General features: G+C 39.8%; 28 protein-coding genes. 15 read left to right on the plus strand and 13 right to left on the minus strand.

Translation table 11 applies throughout. From position 1 onward, the window contains the following. Position 1 precedes the first annotated feature (1 nt). From BFP77_RS08035 to BFP77_RS08045, 3 genes are read right to left on the minus strand one after another with little or no spacing between them, the layout of a single operon-like run. Positions 2-331 (minus strand): FtsL-like putative cell division protein, encoded by a 330-nt coding sequence (locus tag BFP77_RS08035; protein WP_099573525.1) that lies wholly within the window; start codon positions 329-331, stop codon positions 2-4. 38 nt (positions 332-369) lie between these two features. Continuing rightward, positions 370-1,284: a 16S rRNA (cytosine(1402)-N(4))-methyltransferase RsmH gene (rsmH, locus tag BFP77_RS08040; RefSeq protein ID WP_257212909.1), complete on the minus strand. Its 915-nt coding sequence runs from the start codon at positions 1,282-1,284 to the stop codon at positions 370-372. Next, a complete protein-coding gene (locus tag BFP77_RS08045) occupies positions 1,253-1,726 on the minus strand; it encodes a division/cell wall cluster transcriptional repressor MraZ (RefSeq protein WP_099573527.1) in 474 nt (157 codons plus the stop codon). The genes rsmH and BFP77_RS08045 overlap by 32 nt, the downstream gene beginning before the upstream one ends. 259 nt (positions 1,727-1,985) lie before the next feature. Between BFP77_RS08045 and BFP77_RS08050 the strand changes: the two genes are divergently transcribed. Then, positions 1,986-2,750, plus strand: coding sequence for an alpha/beta fold hydrolase (locus BFP77_RS08050; RefSeq protein ID WP_099573528.1), 765 nt, complete (start codon positions 1,986-1,988; stop codon positions 2,748-2,750). An 11-nt stretch (positions 2,751-2,761) separates the two neighbouring features. After that, a complete protein-coding gene (gene yihA, locus BFP77_RS08055; RefSeq protein WP_099573529.1) occupies positions 2,762-3,379 on the plus strand; it encodes a ribosome biogenesis GTP-binding protein YihA/YsxC in 618 nt (205 codons plus the stop codon). Positions 3,380-3,400: 21 nt separating this feature from the next. Here the strand turns inward: yihA and BFP77_RS08060 are convergent, their stop codons facing one another. After that, the gene (locus tag BFP77_RS08060) at positions 3,401-3,781 is read right to left on the minus strand and encodes a GTPase (RefSeq protein ID WP_099573622.1); all 381 of its coding nucleotides are present in this window, start codon (positions 3,779-3,781) and stop codon (positions 3,401-3,403) included. A gap of 184 nt (positions 3,782-3,965) precedes the next feature. Here BFP77_RS08060 and BFP77_RS08065 point away from each other — a divergent pair, with 184 nt between their 5' ends. The 11 genes from BFP77_RS08065 to BFP77_RS08130 all read left to right on the plus strand — a co-directional run bounded on the left by BFP77_RS08065 (position 3,966) and on the right by BFP77_RS08130 (position 13,164). Continuing rightward, on the plus strand, positions 3,966-5,477 hold the full coding sequence (locus BFP77_RS08065) for a hypothetical protein (RefSeq protein ID WP_257212910.1): 1,512 nt from the start codon (positions 3,966-3,968) through the stop codon (positions 5,475-5,477). 142 nt (positions 5,478-5,619) lie between these two features. Continuing rightward, on the plus strand, positions 5,620-5,973 hold the full coding sequence (locus BFP77_RS08070) for a PH domain-containing protein (RefSeq protein WP_099573530.1): 354 nt from the start codon (positions 5,620-5,622) through the stop codon (positions 5,971-5,973). Between the two features lie 40 nt (positions 5,974-6,013). Then, a complete protein-coding gene (locus BFP77_RS08075) occupies positions 6,014-6,907 on the plus strand; it encodes an IS1595 family transposase (protein ID WP_099573531.1) in 894 nt (297 codons plus the stop codon). Between the two features lie 620 nt (positions 6,908-7,527). Further along, entirely contained in the window at positions 7,528-7,809 is a 282-nt protein-coding gene (locus BFP77_RS08085; protein WP_099573532.1) for a type II toxin-antitoxin system RelE/ParE family toxin, read from the plus strand. Between the two features lie 11 nt (positions 7,810-7,820). Continuing rightward, positions 7,821-8,123: a HigA family addiction module antitoxin gene (locus BFP77_RS08090; protein ID WP_099573533.1), complete on the plus strand. Its 303-nt coding sequence runs from the start codon at positions 7,821-7,823 to the stop codon at positions 8,121-8,123. Between the two features lie 268 nt (positions 8,124-8,391). Continuing rightward, a complete protein-coding gene (locus tag BFP77_RS08095) occupies positions 8,392-8,610 on the plus strand; it encodes a hypothetical protein (RefSeq protein ID WP_099573534.1) in 219 nt (72 codons plus the stop codon). Continuing rightward, on the plus strand, positions 8,610-8,915 hold the full coding sequence (locus tag BFP77_RS08100) for a type II toxin-antitoxin system RelE/ParE family toxin (protein WP_099573535.1): 306 nt from the start codon (positions 8,610-8,612) through the stop codon (positions 8,913-8,915). Before BFP77_RS08095 ends, BFP77_RS08100 begins: the two co-directional genes overlap by 1 nt. Before the next feature lie 19 nt (positions 8,916-8,934). Continuing rightward, positions 8,935-9,198 (plus strand): hypothetical protein, encoded by a 264-nt coding sequence (locus tag BFP77_RS08105; protein WP_099573536.1) that lies wholly within the window; start codon positions 8,935-8,937, stop codon positions 9,196-9,198. Positions 9,199-10,490: 1,292 nt separating this feature from the next. Then, positions 10,491-11,696 (plus strand): M1 family aminopeptidase, encoded by a 1,206-nt coding sequence (locus BFP77_RS08120; RefSeq protein ID WP_099573539.1) that lies wholly within the window; start codon positions 10,491-10,493, stop codon positions 11,694-11,696. A gap of 416 nt (positions 11,697-12,112) precedes the next feature. Continuing rightward, positions 12,113-12,484: a DUF2200 domain-containing protein gene (locus BFP77_RS08125; RefSeq protein WP_099573540.1), complete on the plus strand. Its 372-nt coding sequence runs from the start codon at positions 12,113-12,115 to the stop codon at positions 12,482-12,484. Between the two features lie 77 nt (positions 12,485-12,561). Continuing rightward, the gene (locus tag BFP77_RS08130) at positions 12,562-13,164 is read left to right on the plus strand and encodes a DUF1684 domain-containing protein (protein WP_218963464.1); all 603 of its coding nucleotides are present in this window, start codon (positions 12,562-12,564) and stop codon (positions 13,162-13,164) included. A 10-nt stretch (positions 13,165-13,174) separates the two neighbouring features. On the opposite strand, the gene gldC is transcribed toward BFP77_RS08130, so the two are convergent. Together gldC and gldB are read right to left on the minus strand one after the other, a co-directional pair. After that, a complete protein-coding gene (gene gldC, locus BFP77_RS08135; protein ID WP_099573542.1) occupies positions 13,175-13,510 on the minus strand; it encodes a gliding motility protein GldC in 336 nt (111 codons plus the stop codon). Beyond that, positions 13,511-14,467: a gliding motility lipoprotein GldB gene (gldB, locus tag BFP77_RS08140; protein WP_099573623.1), complete on the minus strand. Its 957-nt coding sequence runs from the start codon at positions 14,465-14,467 to the stop codon at positions 13,511-13,513. It lies immediately after the preceding gene. A 91-nt stretch (positions 14,468-14,558) separates the two neighbouring features. Between gldB and nadE the strand changes: the two genes are divergently transcribed. Beyond that, positions 14,559-15,347, plus strand: a complete 789-nt coding sequence (gene nadE / locus BFP77_RS08145) for an NAD(+) synthase (protein WP_099573543.1) — start codon at positions 14,559-14,561, stop codon at positions 15,345-15,347. A 171-nt stretch (positions 15,348-15,518) separates the two neighbouring features. Next, on the plus strand, positions 15,519-16,148 hold the full coding sequence (locus BFP77_RS08150) for a response regulator (protein WP_099573544.1): 630 nt from the start codon (positions 15,519-15,521) through the stop codon (positions 16,146-16,148). Positions 16,149-16,215: 67 nt separating this feature from the next. Here the strand turns inward: BFP77_RS08150 and dnaG are convergent, their stop codons facing one another. From dnaG to queA, 7 genes are all read right to left on the minus strand, one after another. After that, a complete protein-coding gene (gene dnaG / locus BFP77_RS08155) occupies positions 16,216-18,195 on the minus strand; it encodes a DNA primase (protein WP_099573545.1) in 1,980 nt (659 codons plus the stop codon). Between the two features lie 420 nt (positions 18,196-18,615). Further along, on the minus strand, positions 18,616-19,707 hold the full coding sequence (locus tag BFP77_RS08160; protein WP_099573546.1) for a hypothetical protein: 1,092 nt from the start codon (positions 19,705-19,707) through the stop codon (positions 18,616-18,618). A gap of 112 nt (positions 19,708-19,819) precedes the next feature. After that, positions 19,820-20,584 (minus strand): hypothetical protein, encoded by a 765-nt coding sequence (locus BFP77_RS08165; RefSeq protein ID WP_099573547.1) that lies wholly within the window; start codon positions 20,582-20,584, stop codon positions 19,820-19,822. Beyond that, positions 20,571-21,134 carry an RNA polymerase sigma factor gene (locus BFP77_RS08170; RefSeq protein WP_099573548.1) on the minus strand — a complete coding sequence of 188 codons (564 nt, stop codon included), beginning with the start codon at positions 21,132-21,134 and terminating at the stop codon, positions 20,571-20,573. The genes BFP77_RS08165 and BFP77_RS08170 overlap by 14 nt, the downstream gene beginning before the upstream one ends. Before the next feature lie 188 nt (positions 21,135-21,322). Next, positions 21,323-22,300 carry a polyprenyl synthetase family protein gene (locus BFP77_RS08175; protein WP_099573624.1) on the minus strand — a complete coding sequence of 326 codons (978 nt, stop codon included), beginning with the start codon at positions 22,298-22,300 and terminating at the stop codon, positions 21,323-21,325. 103 nt (positions 22,301-22,403) lie between these two features. After that, positions 22,404-23,444, minus strand: coding sequence for a 23S rRNA (adenine(2503)-C(2))-methyltransferase RlmN (gene rlmN / locus BFP77_RS08180; RefSeq protein ID WP_099573549.1), 1,041 nt, complete (start codon positions 23,442-23,444; stop codon positions 22,404-22,406). A 98-nt stretch (positions 23,445-23,542) separates the two neighbouring features. Next, positions 23,543-24,592, minus strand: a complete 1,050-nt coding sequence (gene queA, locus BFP77_RS08185; RefSeq protein ID WP_099573550.1) for a tRNA preQ1(34) S-adenosylmethionine ribosyltransferase-isomerase QueA — start codon at positions 24,590-24,592, stop codon at positions 23,543-23,545. Between the last annotated feature and the right edge of the window lie 31 nt (positions 24,593-24,623).

A 24,623-nucleotide genomic window follows, 5' to 3' on the forward strand; every position in this document is an offset into this window, starting at 1 on the left:
TTTATTCAGAATCCTTTAATGATTTTACCCTAATTTTTTGTGGTGGCGTTTCTGACGGAAATAATCCTTTATCCTCTACCGTACTCGTTATCGTAGACTCTAACTTTAATTGTTGCAAGTCTGAACGCGCATCTACAAATTCATTCTTCAACTCCTTTACTTCTTCATTTAAAGCCGCTATTCGATGCACTTTTTTATCGGCACTGTGCGAACTACTGATCATTACCGCAGCTAAAAAAGAAGCGAAAATGATAAACAGCCAATTCTTTGGAGCGTCACCGCTGACCAAAAACTTACCTTTTAAAATGTCCAGTATACCTTTCTTAACCATGTTGTACTATTCTAGTTACTTTATAAGAGCGATACTTTTTAAATGCGCTCTGCAATTCTGAGCTTTGCACTTCTCGCCCTATTGTTATTTTTTATTTCTTCTTTCGACGGAACCACCAAGGGACCCACTTTCTTTAGGGGGACGTTAATGTTTCCATAAAAATCCTTTTCCGGCTCTCCTTCAAACTGTCCGGCCCTGATAAATCGTTTTACCAAACGGTCTTCTAAAGAGTGATAACTGATAACACTTAATCTTCCTCCTTTTTCCAAAAGACCGGGGACTTGCTTCAAAAACTCCTTGATCACAACGATCTCCTGATTTACCTCAATACGTATCGCCTGATAGATCTGAGCCAAAATCTTATGCTTCTTATGCTCTGGCAAAAATGACTTAAGCACTGATTTCAGCTCCTCTGTGGTATTGATCTCCGCGAACGACCTGCTGTCTATGATTACTTTGGCCATCGCGTTTGCGTTACGCAAATCTCCATAGGTGAACAACACATCACGTAAATCGTCATAACCATAGGTGTTCACCACATCATGAGCGGACAAATTGTTACGCTTGCTCATACGCATATCTAACTCAGCATCAAAACGTGTTGAAAAACCGCGTTCCGCCTTATCGAACTGATGGGACGAAACACCAAAATCCGCCAAGATTCCATCTACTTTCCGAATGCCATAGAACTTTAAAAATTGGGTGATATACCTAAAATTCTCCCCAATCAAAACAAACCTCTTATCGCCAAGCGCATTGGACTGCGCGTCCTCGTCCTGGTCAAAAGCGAATAACTTTCCGTCTTCGCCCAATCTTTTCAATATCTCCTTGGAATGGCCTCCCCCACCAAAAGTTACATCAACATACACTCCATTTTCCTTCACCGCCAACCCATCTACAGACTGCTTCAACAGCACTGCATTATGATACATTGCCACCTGGTTTTTCAGCATACTTTACATCATACGCCAATTGCTCCCTATCATCTGCCGTAGAATCTACCTCACGATTATACGTAGCCTTGTCCCATATTTCCAAGTGGTTGTCCATGGGAGAAAGGGTTACTTCTTTCTTTATATCCACTAGGCCAATAATATCCTTAGGTATCAACAATCTGCCCGTGGCATCAATCTCTACCTTGCGAAGACCCGCAGTAAATTTTCTTTTAAAATCCCTATCCTTTCTACTATCCCCTAAGCGTTCATTGAGTTTTTTTACTTCTGCCTTCCAAACTTCGGTGGGATAAAACTCCAGACATTCATCGTAGTAGGATTTCTTAATAAAGAAGCCATCATTAAGCATGGGCGCCATTTGATTCCTTAAGGAAACCGGCAACATTACCCGTCCCTTAGCATCAGCTTTGCAGTTGAAAACGCCTGAAAAATAGATTTCCAAAATTGTTGGTCTTTATTATATAACCCAAATATATAAATATTATTACCACATTTTACCACAAAATTCCACTTTGTTAATAAAATAAGCAATTTTTGACAAATTTCAGACCTCAACTCACTAATTATGCCCTTGCATACCACTTTCCACTGAAATTCAAAGTGAGGTGTCCATGAAAAAAAGCTTTGCCTTAGCAGATAAAGCCCTATTATTGTATTGCATTGAAATGCCTATATTTGCGCAAATATCAGCACCATCTTGAATGGAATACGAAATTATTAAGGACGGAAAATTCAGGTATATTGAGAAGGGCGAAGGTACCCCGATCATTATCCTGCATGGTTTAATGGGCGGATTGAGTAATTTTCACGGCGTTACCGACTATTTCCCCAAAAAAGGCTACAAAGTACTGGTTCCTGAACTCCCCATCTACGATATGCCGATGATCAAGACCAACGTAAAAAACTTTGCGAAATATCTTGAGCGCTTTATTGAGTACAAAGGACTAAAGGACGTTATTCTCTTGGGCAACTCCCTGGGTGGCCACATTGGACTCTTGCACACCAAATTATTCCCAGAAATGGTGAAAGCTTTGGTAATCACTGGAAGTTCCGGACTTTACGAAAGTGCTATGGGAGACGGTTATCCCAAACGTGGCGACTACGAATTTATTAAGAAAAAAGCACAAGATGTTTTTTACGACCCCGCCGTTGCCACCAAAGAAATCGTGGACGAGGTATTTGAAACGGTCAACGACCGCATGAAGCTGGTTAAAACCTTGGCCATCGCCAAAAGTGCCATACGGCATAATATGAGCAAGGACTTGCCAAAAATGCACACACCTACCTGTATAATTTGGGGAGAAAACGACTCAGTTACACCGCCAAAAGTGGCAAAAGAGTTTCATGAGTTACTACCGGACTCTGAACTTTATTGGATCAACGAATGTGGCCACGCCCCAATGATGGAGCATCCCAAAGAATTCAATGCCATTCTTGATGCTTGGCTGGAAAAAAGAAAATTCTAAAACTCCCTTAGATGAAAATAAAGTCGGCAGACTTTGTCATGAGCAACAGCGATGTTGCCAAGTGCCCCAACGAGCCCATTCCGGAGTATGCCTTCATTGGACGGTCTAATGTGGGGAAATCTTCCCTCATAAACATGCTCACCGAGAAAAAAAGTCTGGCCAAGACTTCGGGCAGACCGGGCAAGACCCAGCTTATCAATCATTTTAAAATCAACGGGAATTGGTTTTTGGTAGATTTACCGGGCTACGGATATGCAAGGGTATCCAAAAGGGATAAGAACATTTTTCAAAAATACATTACCAACTACTTTTTACAGCGGCAACAACTGGTCTGCTCTTTTGTATTGATAGATATTAGGCATGAACCACAGAAAGTGGACATGGAGTTTATGCAATGGTTGGGAGAGCACGCCATTCCGTTCGCTATTATCTTCACCAAGGCCGATAAGCTGAAGACCCAAGCCATAGAAAGACAGGTGGACCATTACATTAAGGAATTACTTAGCGGTGCTTGGGAAGAAGCTCCGCAACACTTCGTCACCTCGTCTAGCAAGCGCATAGGTCGCGATGAAGTTCTTGGCTATATCGATGCCATTAACCTCGATTTTTTTGAGGCCAATAAGAAATAATACTATCGGCGCTGCATCTCTCTAAAGTCGCGCCTTCAACAGCACAATCAATGCCGTTGCATCCTCTAATTGGCTTAACTCCTGCGTTTGTACAAAAATTTCTAGGTCGGTCGTGGTTTCCATCAACACAATGGGAAAAGTAAACTTATAGCCGAACTTAGAACGGTAGGCCTTGGTAAATTCATCCTTATGAAGAAACTCCATTTGTACCGTATCCGCAAGTTGCAATCTAAACTTCTTCCAAACCGTATTTTCCGTAAAGGCACCAAAAGTTATATCGCATAGGTTGCAGACATAGGTAGACGGACTCAAAATTTTATGTGCACCATCCAGTAATAAATTCCGAAGACCAGAATCGATATTATAGATGAAGATTAGTTTTTGTAGCGTATCTTTTTTCATAACAGCTTTTGAAAATAGTATATTTAAGGGAGTCATTTGTCCTATCCGGACACCAATACTAACAAAACCATCCCATGAAAAAAATTATCCTGCTCGTTATCGTTTGCCTTAGCTTTTTTAGCTGCGCCAAAAAAAGAAAGAACAAGCACCCCCTGCAAAAGCAACCTTCTCCAATGTAGACACCTTGGCCATAAATGACTGGTGGAACAGAGCGGACAATCCTATCATTAACTTAAAAGTGAATCGGGACAGCGTTATCGCCTTTGGTATCCATACCGTTTCCGGCACCACATTAAAACTGAGCGCACAATGCTATCCACTCTACCCAGAAGAGACCAGAACCGTACGTCTGGAAATACAAGAGAACGGTACCTGGACGGAGGTACAGTCCCAACAACTAAACGATCTGGGGTGGTCCGCTTTTTTTCGCGTAGAAAATTGGGACAGTTCCCGAGACCACAAATACCGACTTCGACACGGAGAAAAGGCAAGGTATGAAGGCACCATTCGCAAAAATCCGATGCACAAAACGGAAATCAGTCTGGCCGCACTCTCCTGCAACAGCAATCAAGATAGGGGTATGCGAGAGAATTATGTTCGCAATATTAATCATCAGGACCCGGACCTTATTTTCTTTGCGGGAGACCAGTCCTACGACCATACGGAACATACCGCGGCCTGGCTCAAATTTGGGCTGCAATTCAGGGAAACCTTCCGCCATAGACCCTGCATTACCATCCCGGACGACCACGATATAGGACAGGGAAATCTCTGGGGCGAGAACGGAAAAGTTTCCATGACCAAAGGCAGCCCGGACGGTGGTTACCGCTATCATCCGGAATATGTAAAAATGGTGGAGCGCTGCCAAACGGCACACCTCCCCGACCCTTTTGACCCTACTCCTATTCAACAAGGTATTGGAGTTTACTACATCAACCTTCTTTGTGGCGGAGTTGACTTTGCCATTCTGGAGGACCGAAAGTTTAAATCCGGGCCTGAGGGTAAAATACCGCAACAAGGCCCACGCCCGGACCATATCCAGAATCCGGAGTATGACCCCGCATCGATTGATTTGCCCGAACTAAAGTTGCTGGGCGACCGCCAACTGCACTTCTTAAAAACATGGGGACAAACCAATACGGATGCCACCAAAGTAGTACTTTCCCAAACCGGTTTTTGTGGTGGGGCACATATTCACGGTACTATGGACAACCGCCTGCACGCGGATTTGGATAGTAACGGATGGCCGCAAACGGGGCGTAAAAAAGCACTGGAACTTATACAACAAGCGAACGCCGTACATATTGTGGGAGACCAACATTTGGCCACCGTAATTAAACCGGGCATTGACGAATTCGGGGACGGCCCTTGGGCCTTTGTTGTCCCTGCCATTGTTAATGACTATTATAGCCGTTGGTGGTGGCCCGAAGATAAAAAAGCCGGAAACAATCCCAACCCTAACACTCCCTTACCTTGGACCGGAGATTACCTCGACGGGTTTCATAATAAGATTTCAATGAAAGCCTATGTAAACCCAGAAAGTCCCTCGCATGGTAGTGGCTATGGATTGATACATTTTAATACCCAAACCCAGGACGTTACCTTTGAATGTTGGCCTAGAAATGCCGATGTTACCCAACCTGATGCCCAACAATTTGAGGGCTGGCCCATGACGGTGCGTTTAAAAAACAACTAATAGTTCCACAAGCCAAGGTGCTTATCTTCCTATTTTGTAAGTAACTACGAATAACTTATGGTCAGATTTTTTGATTCTTAGGTTCTTTTAGGCGAAATTTAGGGATACAGACTTATATACGAGTTGTAGATAAGCTAAAAAAATGAAATTCAATAGCAGAAAAGACATATTATTTAGTTTCATAATCCTCAGAATAAGTATATTTCTGACTGGAATTATGATTTTAGATATTGTTAATGGCAAAATGGAAAAAGAAGGGTATTGGCCTCTATTGCTAGTATTCGGCGTAGTCGGACTTTTACTTTGGCTATTTTTCGGAACCAATTATGAATTATCAGAAAAAGACGGGTTGATTTACAGAAGTGGACCTTTTAATGGAAAAATAAATACGGATAGAATAATTGAGATAATAAAAGGAAAAACTCTTTGGGTCGGATTCAGACCCGCAACCGTAAGAAAAGGGCTAATTATAAAATATGACAATAGAGGTCAGTAGATAAATTCATACTTTTGAATTCAATAAATATAGGGTTTATATGGATATTTTCAAGGGTCAAAACCTTCTAGAGTTCTCCGATCGCTTCAAAACGGATCTGGACTGCAAGGAGTATCTCGCCGGGATCAAATGGAAAGAGGGTTTCAAATGCGTCAAATGTAACCATGTCGCAGCGCAGGTAAGAAAAGACTTTTCGAGGACGTGCAACATCTGCGGCCATACCGATTCGGCCACTGCCAACACGCTTTTCCATAAGGTCAAGTTCGGTCTTCGAAAGGCCTTTTTCATCTGTTTCGAGATGTCGACCAGTACAAAGAGCCTGTCGGCCAGTTACATGGGCGTGCGCTACGGTGTCACCGAAAAGACCGCCCGCCTGTTCATGCTCAAGGTAAGGGAGGCCATGGCGTCCAGCGGGAACCACCCGATGGACGGCACGGTGCACGTCGACGAGTTCGTGCTCGGCGGGGTCGAGAAGGGAAAGATAGGGCGCAGCTACGATGCCAAGAAAAAGAAGGCGGTCACGGCCGTGCAGCTTACCCCGGAAGGTAAGGTCAGGCGCATGTACGCCATGCGCATCGAGGACTTCTCGGCAAGGTCGCTGCAATATATCTTCATCGACCATATCAGCAGGGAGGCCAAGGTGACCACGGACAAATGGAAGGGGTACAGGCCCATCGCAAAGGTCTACGATATAAACCAGATAGAAAGTGCGAAGGGGGCCAACTTCAAGGCGCTGCATACCATGATACACCAGATAAAGTCATGGATTAGAACGACCTATTCATGGGTGAGCGACTTTCATATCAACAGGTATTTCAACGAGTTCTGCTTCAGGATAAACCGCTCCCAAAGCAAGGCGACCGTATTCAACAACCTGATAACTAAAATGGTCGGAAAAGAAAAAGTATACCGGTCCAAACTAATATGCAGTTAACTACTGACCTCTATATGACAAATACAACGAACTGTACATAAGTCCAAAAACTAATGAAACGTTCATCAATAAAATATTAGAATTGAAGAGTGGAATAAAAATATCGGACGGACACAAGGAATTGAAATAACGCGCGGAAAAGCCTACCTACAACAATGGTAACCGTTGCACAAGCCCGTGATTTTCAAAATACAGATTGAATACAACCCCTTAAAGGGGCTTTTTACTTGTCGGCACAGAAACGGAAGTTCAAATTCCGATGCGCCATGAAAGATTGAAACAGGTTTTGGAGCACACTTTTGGCCAATACCATCAAAGCAAGCTGTCCCGCACCGCTTTTTACCCGTTTTTGTTCGAATTTCAGGCACTTTTTCAGGTTGTAGGCGATGGCCGAGAGGTGCACCACCTTGTTGGCCTGTGCAAGGCCGATGATTTATCTTGGGTCTTCCTATGAACTTGTAAACGATCGGGATTATTTAAAAACGATTAGTAGCCGGATTTGTTGGTCAACAGCTACTCTTAGCCGAAATTTAAGGATAGAGACTCATATACAAGTTAGCAACATTTGCACAAAACAAATTTTTTACTTACCTTTAACGTTAGTAACGTAAAACGAAAGTATGATTGTTTCTTTTGGCTCGAAAGAAACCGAAATGATTTGGAACGGTATTCGAGTTAAAAAACTGCCGATTGAAATTCAGAACGTTGGACGTCGGAAATTGAGAATGCTAAACAACTCACAGGACATTAAGGACTTAAGAGTTCCGCCATCAAACCGACTTGAAAAACTCTCTGGAAATCTAAAGGACTTTTACAGTATTCGGATTAACAAACAATGGCGAATCATTTTTGAATGGAATAACGGAAACGCAAGCGAAGTGGAAATAATCGACTATCATTAAAAAAGGACAAAATGGAAAAATTGGCAAATATACATCCTGGCGAAGTCTTGAATTTGGAATTCCTTGAACCACTTGAAATTTCGGCTTACCGACTTTCAAAGGACTTGAAAATCCCTCAAACAAGAATTTCTGAAATTATAAAAGGTCGGCGCAGAATAACTGCGGACACAGCATTGAGATTGAGTAAATATTTTGGAAACTCAGCCAAGTTCTGGCTCGGACTTCAAGATGATTACGACATCGAAGAAGAACGAGATGAAAAACAAGTGGAATTGGACAAAATAAAAAAATACGAAAACAAAAACGTTGCCTAACATTAATAACCGTTGCACAAGCCTGTGATTTTCAAAATACAGGTTGAATACAAGCCCCTTTTAAGAGGCTTTTTTGGCTGAATGCCTATTGGAGATGTACTTATAAGCGTTTGTATTTATTTAAAAACGATTATTAGCCTGGATTTGTTGGCCAACAGCTACTTTTAGCCGAAATTTAGGGATATAGACTTATATAGAAGTTGTGCTTCATACTGAAAAATCAGACCAGAAAGGGAATTTTCAGTAAATTTGAAAAAAGGGAATTGAAATGGACATCAAAACATCAAAAATAGAGCTCGTAAAATTGATATTGAATATCGACAACGATAAGTTCATCAAGAAAGTGACGGATTTCATAAACAATGAGAAATCGGACTTTTGGAACGAGTTGACCAAATCAGAGCAGGCCGAAATCAAAAAAGGAATTGAACAATTGAACAAAGGCAAGCGGACTTCTTACGAGGAAGTTCTCAAAAGGATTTCTTGATGGAGGTCTTCATTTCCGAACTTGCCGAGTACAAACTCAAAAAACTTACCGAATACTTGTTGGAACAATGGAATTTTAAGGTCAAAAAAGATTTTTTGGCCAAATTGACCAAGAAAATCCAACAAATACAATCCCAACCTGAAAGTTGCCCGAAATCAAATGAATTTGGGGGAATATATAAGTGTGTAGTTACAAAACAGACGACTTTTTTCTATCGCGTCAATTTCGAGCGGGAAGAAATAGAAATAATTACTTTGTTCGACACGAGACAAGACCCTGAAAGACTCAAGCAGCAATTGGATTAGCTTCAAAAACCGATAGTGAATGTTTGACGAATTAGATAAATATAAATCAAATGGACATTTCTTTTTTTCAGCCGATGATGAAATATTAACGGTCTGTAACGCTCCGAAAAACGGAGTTGGAACTTATATCGTTTACGCACTCAAAGGCGGTAAAATTGAATTGATTTACATTGGTTCTTCTGGAAAAATATTACAAAGCGGGCATAAAAAAGTTCGGATTGGCGAAATGTGCGACAGATTGGTAAACGGAAAACAATATGGAATTAAAAGTTCAAAAATCTAAACACAGAACAGATAAAATTCTGAACTTTAAGTGTTAAAACATTAATTGTCGTTAGATTGGTTGTTTGTCCGATTTAAAGAAATCGAGAAATTTAAAAAAGTGAACCAATAATCAATTTTAAACTATCTTGATATAAACTTAGATTAATAGGCAAATAGATATTTATTGATATATAATTTTTTCGGGATTATGGGTCGGATATTTTTAACGGTTATCGGATATATAACAAGACTATTCACTGGGGATTTAAAAAACAATTCCAAAAAAGACACGCTCATAGATTTCCAAGAAAATATCAACATTGCACTGCTACTATTAGCTCGTATTGGAATTTTAATAATTATAGGAATTGTTATAGTTAAAATTATTCAGAGTATCGCATAAAAAAGCAAGCGCATAACAACGGTAACCGTTGCACAAGCCTGTGATTTTCAAAATACAGATTGAATACAAGCCCCTTAAAGGGGCTTTTTTTGCTGAATGCCTATTGGAGATGTACTGTATAAGCGTTTGTAATTAGTTAAAAACGATTATTAGCCTGGATTTTTTGGCCAACAGCTACTTTTAGCCGTAATTTAGGATATAGACTTATATAGAAGTTAGCAAAAACGGCTTTTAAAAAAATAATATGTTAGATAGTATATATGAAAATTTCTCAGAAAAAAGTTTAAAACAAGATCTAGCGATATACGGTGGACTCCTTATTTCAGCTATTGTTTTACTGATTGTAATTTTGGTAGTCGAATATTTTGTATACGGTAAGATTTCTCTCAATAAATTAATGATTATTTTCCTAATCATTCTTTTATGGAGCCTATTTAATATTGACTATTTAAAGAAAAGATTGAGAACCAAAGGAAAATCTGAATAGACTTATGGAACTAATATCTGATGGACTTTACACCAACACGACTGCTGCGTGATAATTTTTACTCCAACAGATTTAAAACCAAATTGTGGAAAGACTTAACTCAATTTAAACTGTTGCGCAGATTGACTTTACTCTGACGGAAAAAATTCAAAATGGAATAGTTCGTAATTACTCGCGCGTGTCGCCGCATTTTACTTACAAGAGTAACCGCGGCGCGATTCTTTAATTCTTAAAAACATAACAACATTTAAGCTTTCAAAGAGGCTTTTCTTTTGCTGAATGCCTATTGGAGATGTACTGTATAAGCGTTTGTAATTAGTCAAAAACGATTAGTAGCCTGATTTGTTGGTCAACAGCTACTTTTAGCCGAAATTTAGGGATCTAGACTTAGATAGCATTTAGAAATAATCAATATCAACAAATGAAACTTTGGTTCTTTATATTAGGTTTTCTAACCTTAACAACGCATAATTATGGACAGAAAATTGAAAAATACATTGCTGATGTTAATGTAGATAGAGTAAATAGTTCAATTAAAGCAGATTTTCAAATCAAGTTCAGTGAACTGACCGAAAATGATACTATCAAATTTTTTCTTCACGAAAGCTCAACAATTCATTCAATTCTATCCTTTAATAAACCAATCGAATTTAAGTTTACTGATGAGAAATTAATTGGTGAAGACAAAGCAATTCTTATACCTACAAATGCCGTATCTGAAAATATGGTAGAGATAAGTTACTCAATTGACTTAAGCTTAATCAAAAATCCTAATTTTAAATATAATCCTCATTGGATGGAATTCAACATTTACATCTCTTGGTTTCCCTTAAATATCGAATATGGTTTGTTTGATTATGAGATACGATTAGACACCGACAGTACAATCGTAGGCACGATGCTAACTAATGATAGTATCTTAAAAAGCACTACCCGAACATTTGACATTCCCTTCGTTATTTCAGATGAAATTTTGAAGACTAATGCAGATAACGGTAAAATAACTTTGTATCATCAAAATGTGAGCGATACTATCATTCAGAATATCAAAAAGAAATCTGAACAGTATTTCAATGCTTACAATAGTATGTTCGGCGTAACCAACGCCGATAATCTATCAATAACTATAAATAGCTTCAGTAGAACCATAGTATATGCTCGACCACAGTTCATTTCCTTGAGCATTGACGACAAATTTACTAAGAACAATGGAAAGACCTTGGCTCACGAAATAGGTCATTTGTGGTGGAATAAAGCGAATGTAGGAAATTGGGAAGATTGGTTGAATGAGGCATTTGCGGAATATAGCTCTTTAGTGTTGTATAGAAATGAAAACGGAGCAGCGGATTTTGAAGCTAAAATTAAAAATATTGAGAAAAGGATAGAAAACCTTAAACCGATTTGGAATATTGATAAGCTAGACCCGAACAGTAATACAATACTGACCTATAAAGGCGCATATTTATTATATCAACTTGAGAATAGAATTGGAACCAATAGATTTATTGAGCTAATGAAAGAAACACATCAATTAGAAATTTTTACAACAAAGGATTTTTTGGGATTAGTGGCTGTAAATATTGATAAAAAGACGAAAGATTGGTTTAAAACGAAGCTGAGAAAATGACTATTGCTAACAACGGCAACAGCTGCACAAGCCTGTGATTTTCAAAATACATTACCATTTAAGCCCCTTTGAGGGGCTTTTTTTCTCTTAGGTTCAGATGTGCAAAGACGATTTTTGATGCTTCATGAAGCGACTGGCCAAGTAACCCAGGATACTTTTGACTTATGCTACCTAAGCAAGTTTGTTCCAATCACTTTTAATTCTATCCACGATGATTTGGCATAGGCGTCCTGACAAAAGATTAGTTCATCAGACCTGCATGTACCATTCGGGCTGCTTGCTTGTTCATTGCTAATCCTAAAATTTATTATATTTAAAAGCATACAAGAAAAAAGAACCCTTAATAGACTACTAATACTTCAAAAAATTAAGCAATAGCATTTCTTAAATAGTCCGTAAAAATTAAATAAAACATCATGAAAGTTACCTCTGAAAAAAATGAGAAAGTGGCCCAAATGATATTTGCCTCCATTTATCCACTTTACCTGAGTAGGTTGGAAAAAAATGGAAGAACAAAAGAAGAACTGGACCAAGTCCTGACCTGGTTAACCGGTTTTGACCAAGATACTTTGCAAGCGCTCATTAACGACAAAGTAACCTTTAGAACCTTTTTTGAAAAAGCCAATATGCATCCGAACGCACACCTCATTAAAGGTGTGGTCTGCGGCTATCGCATTGAAGAAATAGCCGATGAGTTTGAAGTATATAAGAATTGTAGGCGCATGGAAAAACTAATCGATGAACTGGCCAAAGGTCGGAAAATGGAAAAAATTCTCAGAAAAACCTGATACCCATATACTGCTCCAAGCAATCCATAGAAGAAAATTGATATAACCCTTACGAACTTTATTTTACAGAAAGCATTATGAGAATACTAGTGCTCCTTTGCATTTTCTTTTCCTTAACCGCATTACAAGCGCAGACCTATAAGGATAGTATTATTGCCTTCCAAGTCCATCTCAATGAAGAGTACCGTGACACTATTAAATCACCACTATCCCACGAGGATATTGAGAAATTTCAAGGACATACGTTTTTCGCCGTAGACGAGAACTTTAAGGTCACCGCGAATTTTCAGAGAGCCTTAAACCCTATACCCTACCAAATGAAAACAACTACCGATAGAGTGCCGGTGTACGATATTTACGGCATAGCTACTTTTACCATCAATGGAAAGGAAATGAAGTTAAACATCTATCAGAGTCATTACCTTAGAACAAAGGAAAAATATAAAAACCGCTTATTTCTACCTTTTACGGACCTCACGAATGGTATCGATACCTATACCGGTGGTAGGTATGTAGATTTTAAAATACCTGCTGGCGACACCATTTTAATAGATTTCAGTAAAGCGTACAATCCATACTTTGCCTATAATATAGATTATTCTTGTCCTATACCTCCTAAGGAAAACGACATGCCCATTGCCATCCGGGCTGGAATACTTATGCAACCAGAGCCCGAATAAAAAGATAAGCTTACTTGCCCAATTCTAGCTTCTCGGCAAAATAATCACAGAAATCCTTCATGGTGGCGGTCATCTTTTCGTCTTGCGTGGCCTTCATAAAAGTATCGGTCAAAGAAACTAAGGTCTGATGAAAAAAAGTTTTCATTTCATCCACGGGCATATCCTTGGTCCATAAATCTATTTTAAGCGATTCTTGGTTCTTACTATCCCAAACGGAGAGTAACATCGCCTTTGCTTCCTCATTATCAATGCCACCATCTTGTGCGGACCAAGATAATTTCTCGGGTACCCGGTTATCATCTAATCCTACGCGCAATGTTATTTCCGATACATGTAAATCTGCCATCTAATTTCTTGGTTTGTAGTTCGATCTTTTGAATAGTTCCTCCGCTGGCATCGCCAATAGTTGTTTGAGTTCTATGTCATTGGTTTCCATAAAAGCCCTCACAATTTGCCATCCAATGTAACGACCTAGCCTGCCCGGGGATTCATTATCCAGTTCTAATCCAAATTTTGAAAAAGGCGCTTGGTCCAAAAACCTTGGATTTAAACCATTGTCCGTGCTGTACAGGTGCTCCTGCTCAATAAAGTTCCTCCAAATAGGCTCCTCATTGGCCATGGCCCAGTTAAGTTCCTCTTCCGTATACCCAATTTTTACGGTATCGTCCGCATTTGGGAGCAACTTATCCTTTAGGTATAGCTCTTTCCCAAAATAAATCATTCGCGCCAAAAAGGTTCTGTCCCTTGGCCGTGGCACCACTTTCTTGGCAAACGAACTTATGATATCACTGGCCAAATAGGCCCTATCAAGACTTTTAGCGATATAGCGCTGAAAACCGCCGTAGTATTTATGCGCTGGCCCTAGATAGTTGTCCAAACCTATGAGCAACAAGGTATCCGCTAGGATTATCCTGTTGTTGTAGTCTACATCGTTGGTAACGGTAATTATATGTGGGGTGGGCTGTTCTGGAAAATAGTATTTTACATGTTTGAACAATTGCTCCAGTGCCGCCCTTTCATCTTCAAAACTGTTAAAGGTGTTCCCTACTTGTTGCAAAAGCTCTATTTGTAGTGAATCTTGCATTTTAGCAATCCAGACACTATCCGGAGCAGGAAAAAAATAGGGATAGGTACTTCTGAGTTCTGACAAATTTTCCGGGGTTGCGGCCGCAAACTCCCGATCAAATCTGGTAATCTTCAGGTCCAGTGGAATCTTGGCTACCTCAGCAGCAACCTTATCGCCATCATTACAGGAAAAAAGAAGCACTGAAACTAACAATCCGCTAAAAATGAGTTTTTTCATACCAAGTATTTTGGAATACATTTTCTTATTCTCCAAGGACAACTTATTTTTATAGCAAAGTTAATCGATTTATATAAATATTGATAGCCTTATGCAAACTGAAAAAGTGATAGACCACATCGTTAATTGGTTAAAAGATTATGCGACCAATGCAAAACAGAAAGGTTTTGTAATAGGAGTTTCTGGCGGTATAGACTCCGCCGTGACCTCTACTTTATGTGCCAAGACGGGCTTGGATTTGCTTTGCCTTGAAATGCCCATTCACCAAGCACCCAATCAGTCGGACATGGCATCTAGACATATTGCCTGGCTACAGGAAAATTTCCCGAACGTAAAACGCCAGCCGGTAAACCTGACCCCTGTTTTTGACAGCTTGGTAGCTGCGTTCCCAAAGGTTGAAAACGAAGAAGAACGTTTTATGTCACTTGCCAATACCCGGGCGCGTCTGCGGATGACCAGCTTGTATTACTTTGCTGCGTTGAACCGATACCTGGTGGCAGGAACAGGAAACAAAGTTGAGGATTTTGGCGTAGGGTTCTATACAAAATATGGTGATGGTGGGGTTGATTTAAGTCCGATAGCAGATTTACTAAAGACCGAGGTTTACGCTATATCAAAAGTCCTTGGGGTTAACGAGGAGATTATTAAAGCGGCTCCTACGGATGGTCTTTGGGGAGATGACAGAACCGATGAGGACCAAATCGGGGCATCCTACCCAGAGTTGGAATGGGCCATGAAAATGAAGGATGAAGGCCGAACAATTGAGGAATTCACAGGCAGGGAGAAGGAAGTCTTCAAGATTTTCAGTAGATTCAACTCGATGAACCAACACAAAATGCTGCCGATTCCCGTCTGCATTATTCCAGAAACGTTAAAATAAACCACTCACCTAACAATCAGGTAGATAAATCGAATATTTTCTGACAAATTTTAAGAGTAAGAAAAAATAGTACACCTTTGCCTTCTAATTTAGATTATTTAGTCTTACATTGCATGTACGTCTTTTTGGACAATAAAATGCAAGTAAAGACGGTCTAGAAAAATCAACATAATGATCAAAGTTTTAATCGCGGACAATCATCCCATCATAAGAATGGGAGTACGAAACGTTCTTGAATCCGCAGCTGGTTTTGAATTAGTAGACGACGTAGCTACTACTGAAGAACTTTTTGAAAAACTGGAAAAAGTTACCCCCGATGTTGTCATGTTAGAGATGGATATTCCGGAAATTAATGGAATAGCAGCGCTACGAAAGATTAAAAAAGAATACCCTGATGTAAAGGTTCTTATGTACAGCGGACAATCTGAGGATGTCTATGCTCTAAGTGCTATCAGAGCAGGTGCTTTTGGATACCTATCCAAATCTTCTGACATTGATTACATCATTGCGGCGGTAAGAAAAGTCAGTGAAGGTAGTATGTTCATCACCAACGAGCTAGCGCAACGCTTAGCATTTGATGAAGGAACTAAGAAACCAAGAAGGTTCTTCCGTAAATTATCCACTAGAGAAGTTGAAGTTTTAAAACTTTTGGCTAGCGGAAAACGTAACAAGGAAGTAGCTCAAGGGCTAAACCTTAATGAAAAAACAGTAAGCACCTATAAGGCACGTTTGATGAAAAAGTTAAACGTTGACAATATGGTAGATTTACTACAACAAGCAAAAGCGCTAGAATTGTACTAAGCCCCTTATGCTAAAAAAAATTAAAGTCCGCTAATGCGGGCTTTTTTCATTTTCATGGCTATCCCAATTATGATAGCACCCTATTCAATTTTTTATTCAGAAGCTTGTTGAGCTGTATATAATTCATAATTTCCTCCAATGTTTCCCTATGGTCTCTAGCCATGTCCTCGGTTTTACTTTGTAATGATTCCATTCGTTTTTTGATTAGGAAACAACGCAGGGTCAAAATTGTTTCGCTTACCAATTGGGCTACACTCTTTTCCTTGGGCTTCGGGTAAATATCCTTTCGTTCCCACGCATGTAAGGTATAACGCTCCTCCTCCATTAAGATTGAAGAAATATCGTTTGCGGCGTCCTGTTCCAGTCCCGCGATAAAAGTATTGATAGTGAATTCTTCCGTTTGGTTCAAAGCTTCAATAAGTTGATAATAGATATTTCTAAACTGCGGATTTGCCAATTCTATTTCATCCTCCTGTAAATCCAAATAAACTTTTTCATAGACTTTGACCTCTAAGGATTCTGGCTCCAGAATTAAATCACCCGCCTCGTTTTCCTTTAAAATGAGGTCTTCAAACTCTTCTTTACGGTCTCCATAGACCAACAGAAGCTCTATTATTTTTTGCTCTAGAACAAACTGTACATCTACCTTTTCTTGAACCGTTTCATTACGTACAACGTTAAAGGCCTTTTGTTCCTCGCGTTCTTGTTTTTTGGCATCGGCAACATCCTTTTTACCAATCTGCGCCAAAGTATTGAACAAGACCGCTTCGGAAATATTCATAATTTGGGCACATTCCTGAATGTAGATTTCCTTTTTTATACGGTCCGGAATTTTAGCGATACTGTTGACGATATCCCTGACCGTATCCGCCCTCTTAATAGGGTCATCCGATGCCTCCTTGACCAACAGCGAAGCTTTGAACTGAATAAAATCCTTCGCATTTTCCTTAAGATAACGCTCCACCTCTTCCAGCTCGTTATTCTTAGAAAAACTGTCCGGGTCCTCTCCCTCTGGAAACGTGCATATTTTAACGTTCATCCCCTGTTCCAAAATAAGGTCTATCCCTCTTAAAGAAGCTCTGAGTCCGGCCGCATCGCCATCGAACAGAACGGTAATATTTTTTGTAAGCCGGTTTATGAGGCGTATTTGTTCCGGAGTCAGGGCCGTACCACTCGAAGATACGACGTTATCAATGCCCCTCTGGTGAAATTGAATAACATCGGTATATCCTTCCACCAAGTAACAATTGTCCTCTTTTGCTATAGCCTGCTTGGCATAATAAATGCCGTATAGCACCTTGCTCTTGTGGTAAATTTCACTCTCGGGAGAATTAAGGTACTTTGCAGCCTTCTTATCATTGGTCAATATTCTACCTCCAAAGCCCAATACTCGTCCACTAAGCGAGTGAATAGGGAACATGACCCTTCCCTTAAAACGATCGAACTTTCTAGGGTTGTTCGGGTTGTTCGAATCTTCCTTTACGATGGTAAGCCCCGTTTTCTGAAGATAATCCAGTTGATAACCCTTGTCCAATGCCGCGCTCGTAAAACCGTCCCATTGGTCCAAGCAATACCCCAACTCAAACTTTCTAATAGTCTCTTCCGTAAATCCGCGTTCCTTAAAATAGCTTAAGCCTATAGCTTTCCCCAGTTCCGTATCCCATAACATTTGCTTAAAATGTTGCTGGGCAAACTCTGAGACCAAATACATGCTTTCTCGTTCGTTGGCCTGCTCTTTTTGTTCATCTGACTGCTCGGTTTCCTCTATTTCAATATTGTACTTTTTAGCCAGATATTTGATGGCCTCGGGATAGGTAAAGTGCTCGTGCTCCATTAAAAATGCTACCACATTACCTCCTTTACCACTACTAAAATCTTTCCAAATCTGTTTTACCGGCGATACCATAAAACTTGGTGTGCGCTCATCTGAAAATGGACTAAGTCCCTTGAAATTTGAACCCGATTTTTTTAACTGTACAAAATCACCGATGACCTCCTCTAAACGGGCGGTTTCATAAACTTGGTCTACGGTGGTTTTAGCAATCAATTTTTTGTCTTAAGAAGTCGATAAAGGTACTAAAAAAGGGAAAATTTAAGATACTAAAACTTTTGATTAGAACTAAAGAAACACATAGCGTTATGAACTACTCCTTTAATAATCGCTAACTTTAAGATTCATATTCCTAAAATAAAGCTATTAAACAGCCCTAGCTTGACGAAAAAAATTGGATTTTGGCCCTCTATGGCACTTGTAACTGGAAACATGATAGGGGCCGGAGTCTTTCTACTGCCCGCTACCATGTCAGTTTATCAAGGTATCGGTATTACAAAAAGCCTCACCTACTTGAGAAAAAGGAGTACATCATTTTCATTCCCTGCTCGCTGAACATCTAAACATGTAAGGTATAAAAAAGAGGTGAGCATTATGAATGTCACCTCTTTAAATCAAGTAGGCAAAAGACCGGATTTACAAATCGAACCTAAGGCCAAGTGATATATTTCTTTGCTCTACTAACGCGTCCTTAAATATGGGATTCAAATCGTATTTCGCATATAACAAAACTCCATCAAAACCGGCATATGCACTAAGACCGTACACGAATTCGGACGTGTTGTATCCTCTTTTCAATTTATCCTTGACACGTTCACCGTTCCTATTATACTTTAATTTTTGACGTGTGCCTAGATTAAAACCACCATACCCTCCAATTCCGAACCGGAATTGATTATGTAAGGAATAGCGTATTTTATTCTCGGAACCCGTGAATTTCGAAGGTCCAAATTCAAAATGCAGTGGAAAAACCAAATTATCCATCCTCAGTTTAGACTTCCTAAGGTCAAACTCAAACTCTTGCAATTCCGTTTGTCCGTCGTCGCCTACTACAAAATATTGATTGCCCTTAGGTTTTAAACCGTTAAATTGAAATGAGACCCCGTAGTTAAGTCTTAAAAAATTGGTGCTCTTAAAAACCCGTGTTCTCCATTGCCAACCCAGTTCAAAAAAACGACTCCCACCTATTCTATATGGCGTATCTTCTAAAGATTCCCCATCTACAATAGCGTTGTTTAAACCCACTGCTAAGAAGAAATCCGAGTATGTCCTTCTGTCGTATTTTATTCTTCTTACTCTTGGGTTTTCTTTAAATCTTATTCCAAAAATACGCTCTTCGTCCCCATCTCTTCCACCAAAACCTATTTCAATTTGAGAAGGATAATTAAGCGTGTCCAGTTCTAGAACATTATCCCCGTTACGTTCTGCCAACTTCATCTTGTTATCGATAATAGCAATTCTATTTTCAATATTCAAAGCGCGTTTCTTTGCGGCTTCTTCCTTTAAGACGGTGGCTTCGTCTTCATTGATGTCACCATTACGTAAACGCTCATTGATGCGCTCCACTTCCTTTTTCAAGGCCTCCTTCTCTTGATCTTTGATCTTCTCTTTGGCGCCCTCCAACATCTTAAGCGTTGTTTGACTTTCCTTAGTTGTTTCTTGCGCTTCCATATTCTGAACATAAAGCACCAAGAAGATAGCCATTAAATACATTACAGTTTTTCTCATAATAGTTTGATTTTTGATTGACCGTCCTAGACGGATAAAATTGATGAATAAACTCCTCCCTGTCCCTCTTCTATCTTAGATAGGGAAATACACTCGTTAAAAAGAAATTAGGTTAATTATTACGGTCTGCGACAGCAGTCCTTACCTTTAGAAAACCGGTTTTCAATGACTCAAAAATTTGGTCTCGGAAGGATTGATCAAGTTCATCTTCGACCTCGGTCAGTAATGCCATTGCATTGACCGAATTATCTGAATTAAAAAGGTTCTCTTTTACAATAGCTTCCTGCGCCTGGAGCAGTAATGAATCTACCTCAGCATCCGTTACCGTATTCGATAGCGCTAAGGCATCTACTTTTGCCACAACTTCAGCGATTTTACTATTAAGTATATCTTCTGGCACCGTAATAGTTTTAGCACCATCTCGTATTTCTTTTTTAGGAGTATCCAGAACAATTTCATCCTTAATAACCGGCCTTTTATTCTCCTCAATGGCCACCGTTGTTACAGCTATGCCTTTTTTGTTGTCGCTACTTTCTTGAAAACCATCCTCCGAGACAATAGACGTACGCTCGTCGCTAACTACGATATTCGATTGCTCCACAGTTGCCCCTTCCTTTGCTTTTTCGGCAGGTTGTGTATCCACCACCACTTCTACATCACTCTTGATTTCAATTGGGGCCGAATTAAAATAGAATACAGCGATTCCGATGAGTACTAGCATGCTTGCAGCGATACCCATCCAAAGGTAATTTGGTCTTTTCGAAGGTGTATTTACTACTAATTCTTTAGAGATTTTATTCCAAGCATCTGCCGATGGTTTTATTTCGCGCTCGCTCAGTTTTGATTTAATATGTGCTTCAAATTTATCGGTTTCCATAATCTACGATATTTTGTTGTTGTAATTTTTCCTGTAATATCTTACGTGCCTTGAACAATTGTGATTTTGAGGTACTCTCACTTATATCTAGCATCTCCGCAATTTCTTGATGTTTATACCCTTCAATAGTGTACAGCACAAATACCATTTTATAACCTTGCGGCAAACCATCGATCAATTGCTGAATATGCTCCGTATCCAAATCCATGCTTTGCGATACTTCTTGGGTCTGATTTTGTTCATAAACCTCATCATCGTATACTACGAACTGTTGCTTTCTCAAATACGAAATACTCTCGCGTATCATTATTCTCCTTAGCCATCCTTCAAAACTACCCTGAAACTTAAACGTATCCAGTTTAAGGAACATCTTTAAAAAGCCCTGAACCATTACATCTTCCGCAAAATGAACATCCTTGATATACTGCCTACAGACTCCTAGCATTTTAGGCGCATGTTTGGCATACAATCGCTGTTGCGCATCTGTATGACCAGCAATCGCCTTTTTAATGAGCTGTTTCTCGTTTTTATATAGTGGTATAATTTTCAAAATTGTGTTTGGTCTTCTATGTATAGAGACGCAAAAACCATGACCAAGGTTGCCTGCGCACGAAAAAAAAAGTAAAATTAATTTACAAATAGTTGATTATAAATGTTTTAAAAAACAATACTATCGAAATTACGGGCATCTATGAAGTGCTATTGATGCATGAAACTCAAGAAGTAGAACTCAGGATACTACTTCTCGCGATCTACCACGTAGTTTACCATGAGCTTTAGAGCACTTCTATATTCTGATTCTGGATAGGCCGTTAAAAGTTCAAGTGCTTCGTCTTTAAAGGCCAACATTTTTTCTACGGCATACTCCAAACCACCTTTTTCCTTTACAAATGAAATGAGTTCTTTTACCCGTTTTTTATTCTTGTTATGGTTTTTTATAGAATTGATGACCCAGCTTTTTTCCTTTTTAGAGCATTTGTTCAACGCATAAATTAACGGAAGCGTCATTTTCTGCTCTTTGATGTCAATACCAGTTGGTTTACCGATACGCTCATTTCCATAATCAAAAAGGTCGTCCTTTATTTGAAACGCCATCCCACATAGTTCTCCAAATTTTCGAAATACTTCTACATCCTCGCTTTCCGGCTTTACGGAACACGCTCCCAGACTACAACAAGCAGCAATTAAGGTAGCTGTTTTTTGCCGGATAATATCGTAATAAACATCTTCTGTGATATCCAATCTCCTTGCCTTTTCAATTTGCAGGAGTTCGCCCTCGCTCATTTCCCTTACAGCTACGGAAATGATGCGAAGCAGGTCAAAATCACCATGATCTATAGATAACAACAGTCCTTTGGACAACAAGTAATCCCCGACCAAAACAGCAATTTTATTTTTCCAAAGGGCATTAATGGAGAAAAAACCACGGCGTTTATTACTCTCATCCACTACATCGTCGTGTACCAATGTGGCGGTATGTATTAGCTCTATAACCGAAGCACCTCTGTAAGTCCGCTCGTTGATTTCACCGTTGTGAAGAAGTTTTGCAGTTAGAAAAACGAACATGGGTCGCATCTGTTTTCCTTTCCGGTTTACAATGTAGTGGGTAATCCTATTGAGCAGGGCAACTTTAGAACTCATCGCGTCTCGGAATTTGGATTCAAACAGATCCATTTCCTTGCGTACCGGTTCTTTTATTTGTTCTACTATTTTCAACCGTGAAAATTTAGGGCCCGAAGCGGACACACTGTGTAAATTTACGTAAAAGACCTAAGCCATAATCGCTTCACTCCACGTATTACCCGTAATAATCGACGGGTTATGATTTATTTGCCAATTGACCACAAGCGGCATCTATATCCTTACCTCTAGAACGCCGGACGGTTACTACGATTCCATTTTCTTCGAGCAAGTCCACGTACAGGTCTATTGCTTTGTTGGAAGCTTGTTGAAATACCCCATCATCGATGGGATTATACTCTATAAGATTTACTTTAGACGGCGCAAACCTGCAAAAATCTATTAGGGCATCTATATCCTTGCGCTTATCATTAATTCCCTCCCAAACCACGTACTCATAGGTAATACGGCTTTTGGTTTTTTCATACCAGTAGACCAATGCCGCTCGTAAATCGCTAAGCGTAAACGTTGCGTTGAACGGCATGATGGACGTTCTAATCTCATCTATTGCCGAATGTAGTGATACCGCCAATTTGAACTTTACACCATCATCTGCCATTTTTCTAATGAGCTTTGGCACACCTGATGTAGAAACGGTTATTCTTTTGGGAGACATCCCTAAACCCTCAGGGGAGGTTATCTTGTCAATTGCCTTTAGTACGTTGTTATAGTTCATCAACGGCTCTCCCATACCCATGAATACGATATTACTCAAAGGCCTATCAAAATAGAGGCGACTCTCGTTATCAATGGCCACCACTTGATCGTAAATTTCATCAGGATTTAAATTTCGCATTCGCTTTAATCGGGACGTGGCACAAAACAAACAATCTAAACTACACCCCACCTGACTGGATACACAGGCCGTAGTTCTGGTCTTTGTAGGTATCAGGACAGATTCTACTACCAAATCATCGTGTAGACGTACCGCGTTTTTAATGGTGCCGTCGGAACTGCGCTGCATCTGGTCCACCTTAATATGATTGATCACGAAGTTGGCCTCTAGCATTTCGCGAGTGTCCTTCGATAGGTTGGTCATACCCTCAAAAGAATGGGCAGCTTTTTGCCATAACCATTCGTACACCTGGTTGCCCCTAAAGGCCTTATCGCCATTTTTAACGAAAAAGTCCCTTAACTGGTCTCTGGTTAACGCTCGTATGTCCTTTCTTTTTGCCTGCACCTTCTTTTAACTAGAAAGCCCTGCTTTATATTACAAAGTGATAAAGCAGGACTTTTATTTTAGGTATCCATCCGTTTTTACGGAACATCAATTATTTCTTATAAAATCAACATGGCATCACCATAAGAATAAAACTTATAGCTTTCCAAGATTGCCTCTTTGTAGGATTTTTTCATTAAATCATGACCCATGAAGGCAGATACCATCATCAATAAGGTAGATTTCGGCAAATGAAAATTGGTGATCATGCTCGTAGCAATACTAAATTCATATGGAGGGAAAACAAATTTATTGGTCCATCCCTCATAAGTATTTAACGTATTATTGGAGGAAACTGCACTTTCTAAACCTCTCATGGCCGTAGTACCAATGGCACAGACCTGTCTTTTGTTTTTCTTCGCATTATTTACGATTTCCGTAGCTTTCTCGTCAATGAACAGTTCTTCACTATCCATCTTGTGCTTGGAAAGGTCTTCTACTTCCACCGGATTAAAGGTGCCCAGACCAACATGCAAGGTTAGTTCCGCAAAATCCACACCTTTTATTTCTAAACGTTTTAAAAGATGTTTGGAAAAATGAAGTCCTGCCGTTGGTGCAGCTACCGCCCCCTCATGCTTTGCATATATGGTTTGGTACCGCTGTTCATCTTCTGGCTCAACTTCTCTCTTTATATACTTTGGAAGCGGTGTTTCTCCTAGTTCCCTTAATTTTCTTCTGAAATCTAAATAAGCGCCATCGTATAAAAATCGTAACGTACGCCCTCTAGAAGTGGTGTTGTCAATGACTTCCGCCACTAGTGTCTCATCATCTCCAAAGTATAACTTGTTACCAATACGAATCTTACGTGCAGGGTCTACCAAAACGTCCCATAATCGTTGCTCTTCGTTTAACTCGCGTAGAAGAAACACCTCAATACGGGCACCTGTCTTCTCCTTGTTTCCATAAAGTCTGGCCGGGAAGACCTTGGTGTTGTTCAATACCATGACATCACCTTCATCAAAGTAGTCGATCATGTCCTTGAACATCTTATGCTCTATCTTTCCGGTTTCCCGGTGTATGACCATTAATCTGGACTCGTCCCTGTTTTCTGAGGGATGTTCTGCCAATAATTCCTTTGGAAGTTCAAAATTGAAGTGTGATAATTTCATGTATTCTGTATATGTTTAGCGGCTGCAAATA

Source organism: Maribacter sp. 4U21, from assembly GCF_002742365.1.
Classification (GTDB): domain Bacteria; phylum Bacteroidota; class Bacteroidia; order Flavobacteriales; family Flavobacteriaceae; genus Maribacter.

Coding starts and splice junctions, on each gene's coding strand:
- BFP77_RS08105 (WP_099573536.1), top strand. CDS start 8,935: ATGTTTGACGAATTAGATAAATATAAATCAAATGGACATTTCTTTTTT.
- BFP77_RS08050 (WP_099573528.1), top strand. CDS start 1,986: ATGGAATACGAAATTATTAAGGACGGAAAATTCAGGTATATTGAGAAG.
- BFP77_RS08090 (WP_099573533.1), top strand. CDS start 7,821: ATGGAAAAATTGGCAAATATACATCCTGGCGAAGTCTTGAATTTGGAA.
- gldB (WP_099573623.1), bottom strand. CDS start 14,467: ATGAAAAAACTCATTTTTAGCGGATTGTTAGTTTCAGTGCTTCTTTTT.
- BFP77_RS08120 (WP_099573539.1), top strand. CDS start 10,491: ATGAAACTTTGGTTCTTTATATTAGGTTTTCTAACCTTAACAACGCAT.
- BFP77_RS08130 (WP_218963464.1), top strand. CDS start 12,562: ATGAGAATACTAGTGCTCCTTTGCATTTTCTTTTCCTTAACCGCATTA.
- BFP77_RS08085 (WP_099573532.1), top strand. CDS start 7,528: ATGATTGTTTCTTTTGGCTCGAAAGAAACCGAAATGATTTGGAACGGT.
- BFP77_RS08060 (WP_099573622.1), bottom strand. CDS start 3,781: ATGAAAAAAGATACGCTACAAAAACTAATCTTCATCTATAATATCGAT.
- BFP77_RS08125 (WP_099573540.1), top strand. CDS start 12,113: ATGAAAGTTACCTCTGAAAAAAATGAGAAAGTGGCCCAAATGATATTT.
- nadE (WP_099573543.1), top strand. CDS start 14,559: ATGCAAACTGAAAAAGTGATAGACCACATCGTTAATTGGTTAAAAGAT.
- queA (WP_099573550.1), bottom strand. CDS start 24,592: ATGAAATTATCACACTTCAATTTTGAACTTCCAAAGGAATTATTGGCA.
- BFP77_RS08150 (WP_099573544.1), top strand. CDS start 15,519: ATGATCAAAGTTTTAATCGCGGACAATCATCCCATCATAAGAATGGGA.
- BFP77_RS08160 (WP_099573546.1), bottom strand. CDS start 19,707: ATGAGAAAAACTGTAATGTATTTAATGGCTATCTTCTTGGTGCTTTAT.
- yihA (WP_099573529.1), top strand. CDS start 2,762: ATGAAAATAAAGTCGGCAGACTTTGTCATGAGCAACAGCGATGTTGCC.
- BFP77_RS08095 (WP_099573534.1), top strand. CDS start 8,392: ATGGACATCAAAACATCAAAAATAGAGCTCGTAAAATTGATATTGAAT.
- gldC (WP_099573542.1), bottom strand. CDS start 13,510: ATGGCAGATTTACATGTATCGGAAATAACATTGCGCGTAGGATTAGAT.
- BFP77_RS08035 (WP_099573525.1), bottom strand. CDS start 331: ATGGTTAAGAAAGGTATACTGGACATTTTAAAAGGTAAGTTTTTGGTC.
- BFP77_RS08165 (WP_099573547.1), bottom strand. CDS start 20,584: ATGGAAACCGATAAATTTGAAGCACATATTAAATCAAAACTGAGCGAG.
- BFP77_RS08075 (WP_099573531.1), top strand. CDS start 6,014: ATGGATATTTTCAAGGGTCAAAACCTTCTAGAGTTCTCCGATCGCTTC.
- rsmH (WP_257212909.1), bottom strand. CDS start 1,284: ATGCTGAAAAACCAGGTGGCAATGTATCATAATGCAGTGCTGTTGAAG.
- BFP77_RS08070 (WP_099573530.1), top strand. CDS start 5,620: ATGAAATTCAATAGCAGAAAAGACATATTATTTAGTTTCATAATCCTC.
- BFP77_RS08100 (WP_099573535.1), top strand. CDS start 8,610: ATGGAGGTCTTCATTTCCGAACTTGCCGAGTACAAACTCAAAAAACTT.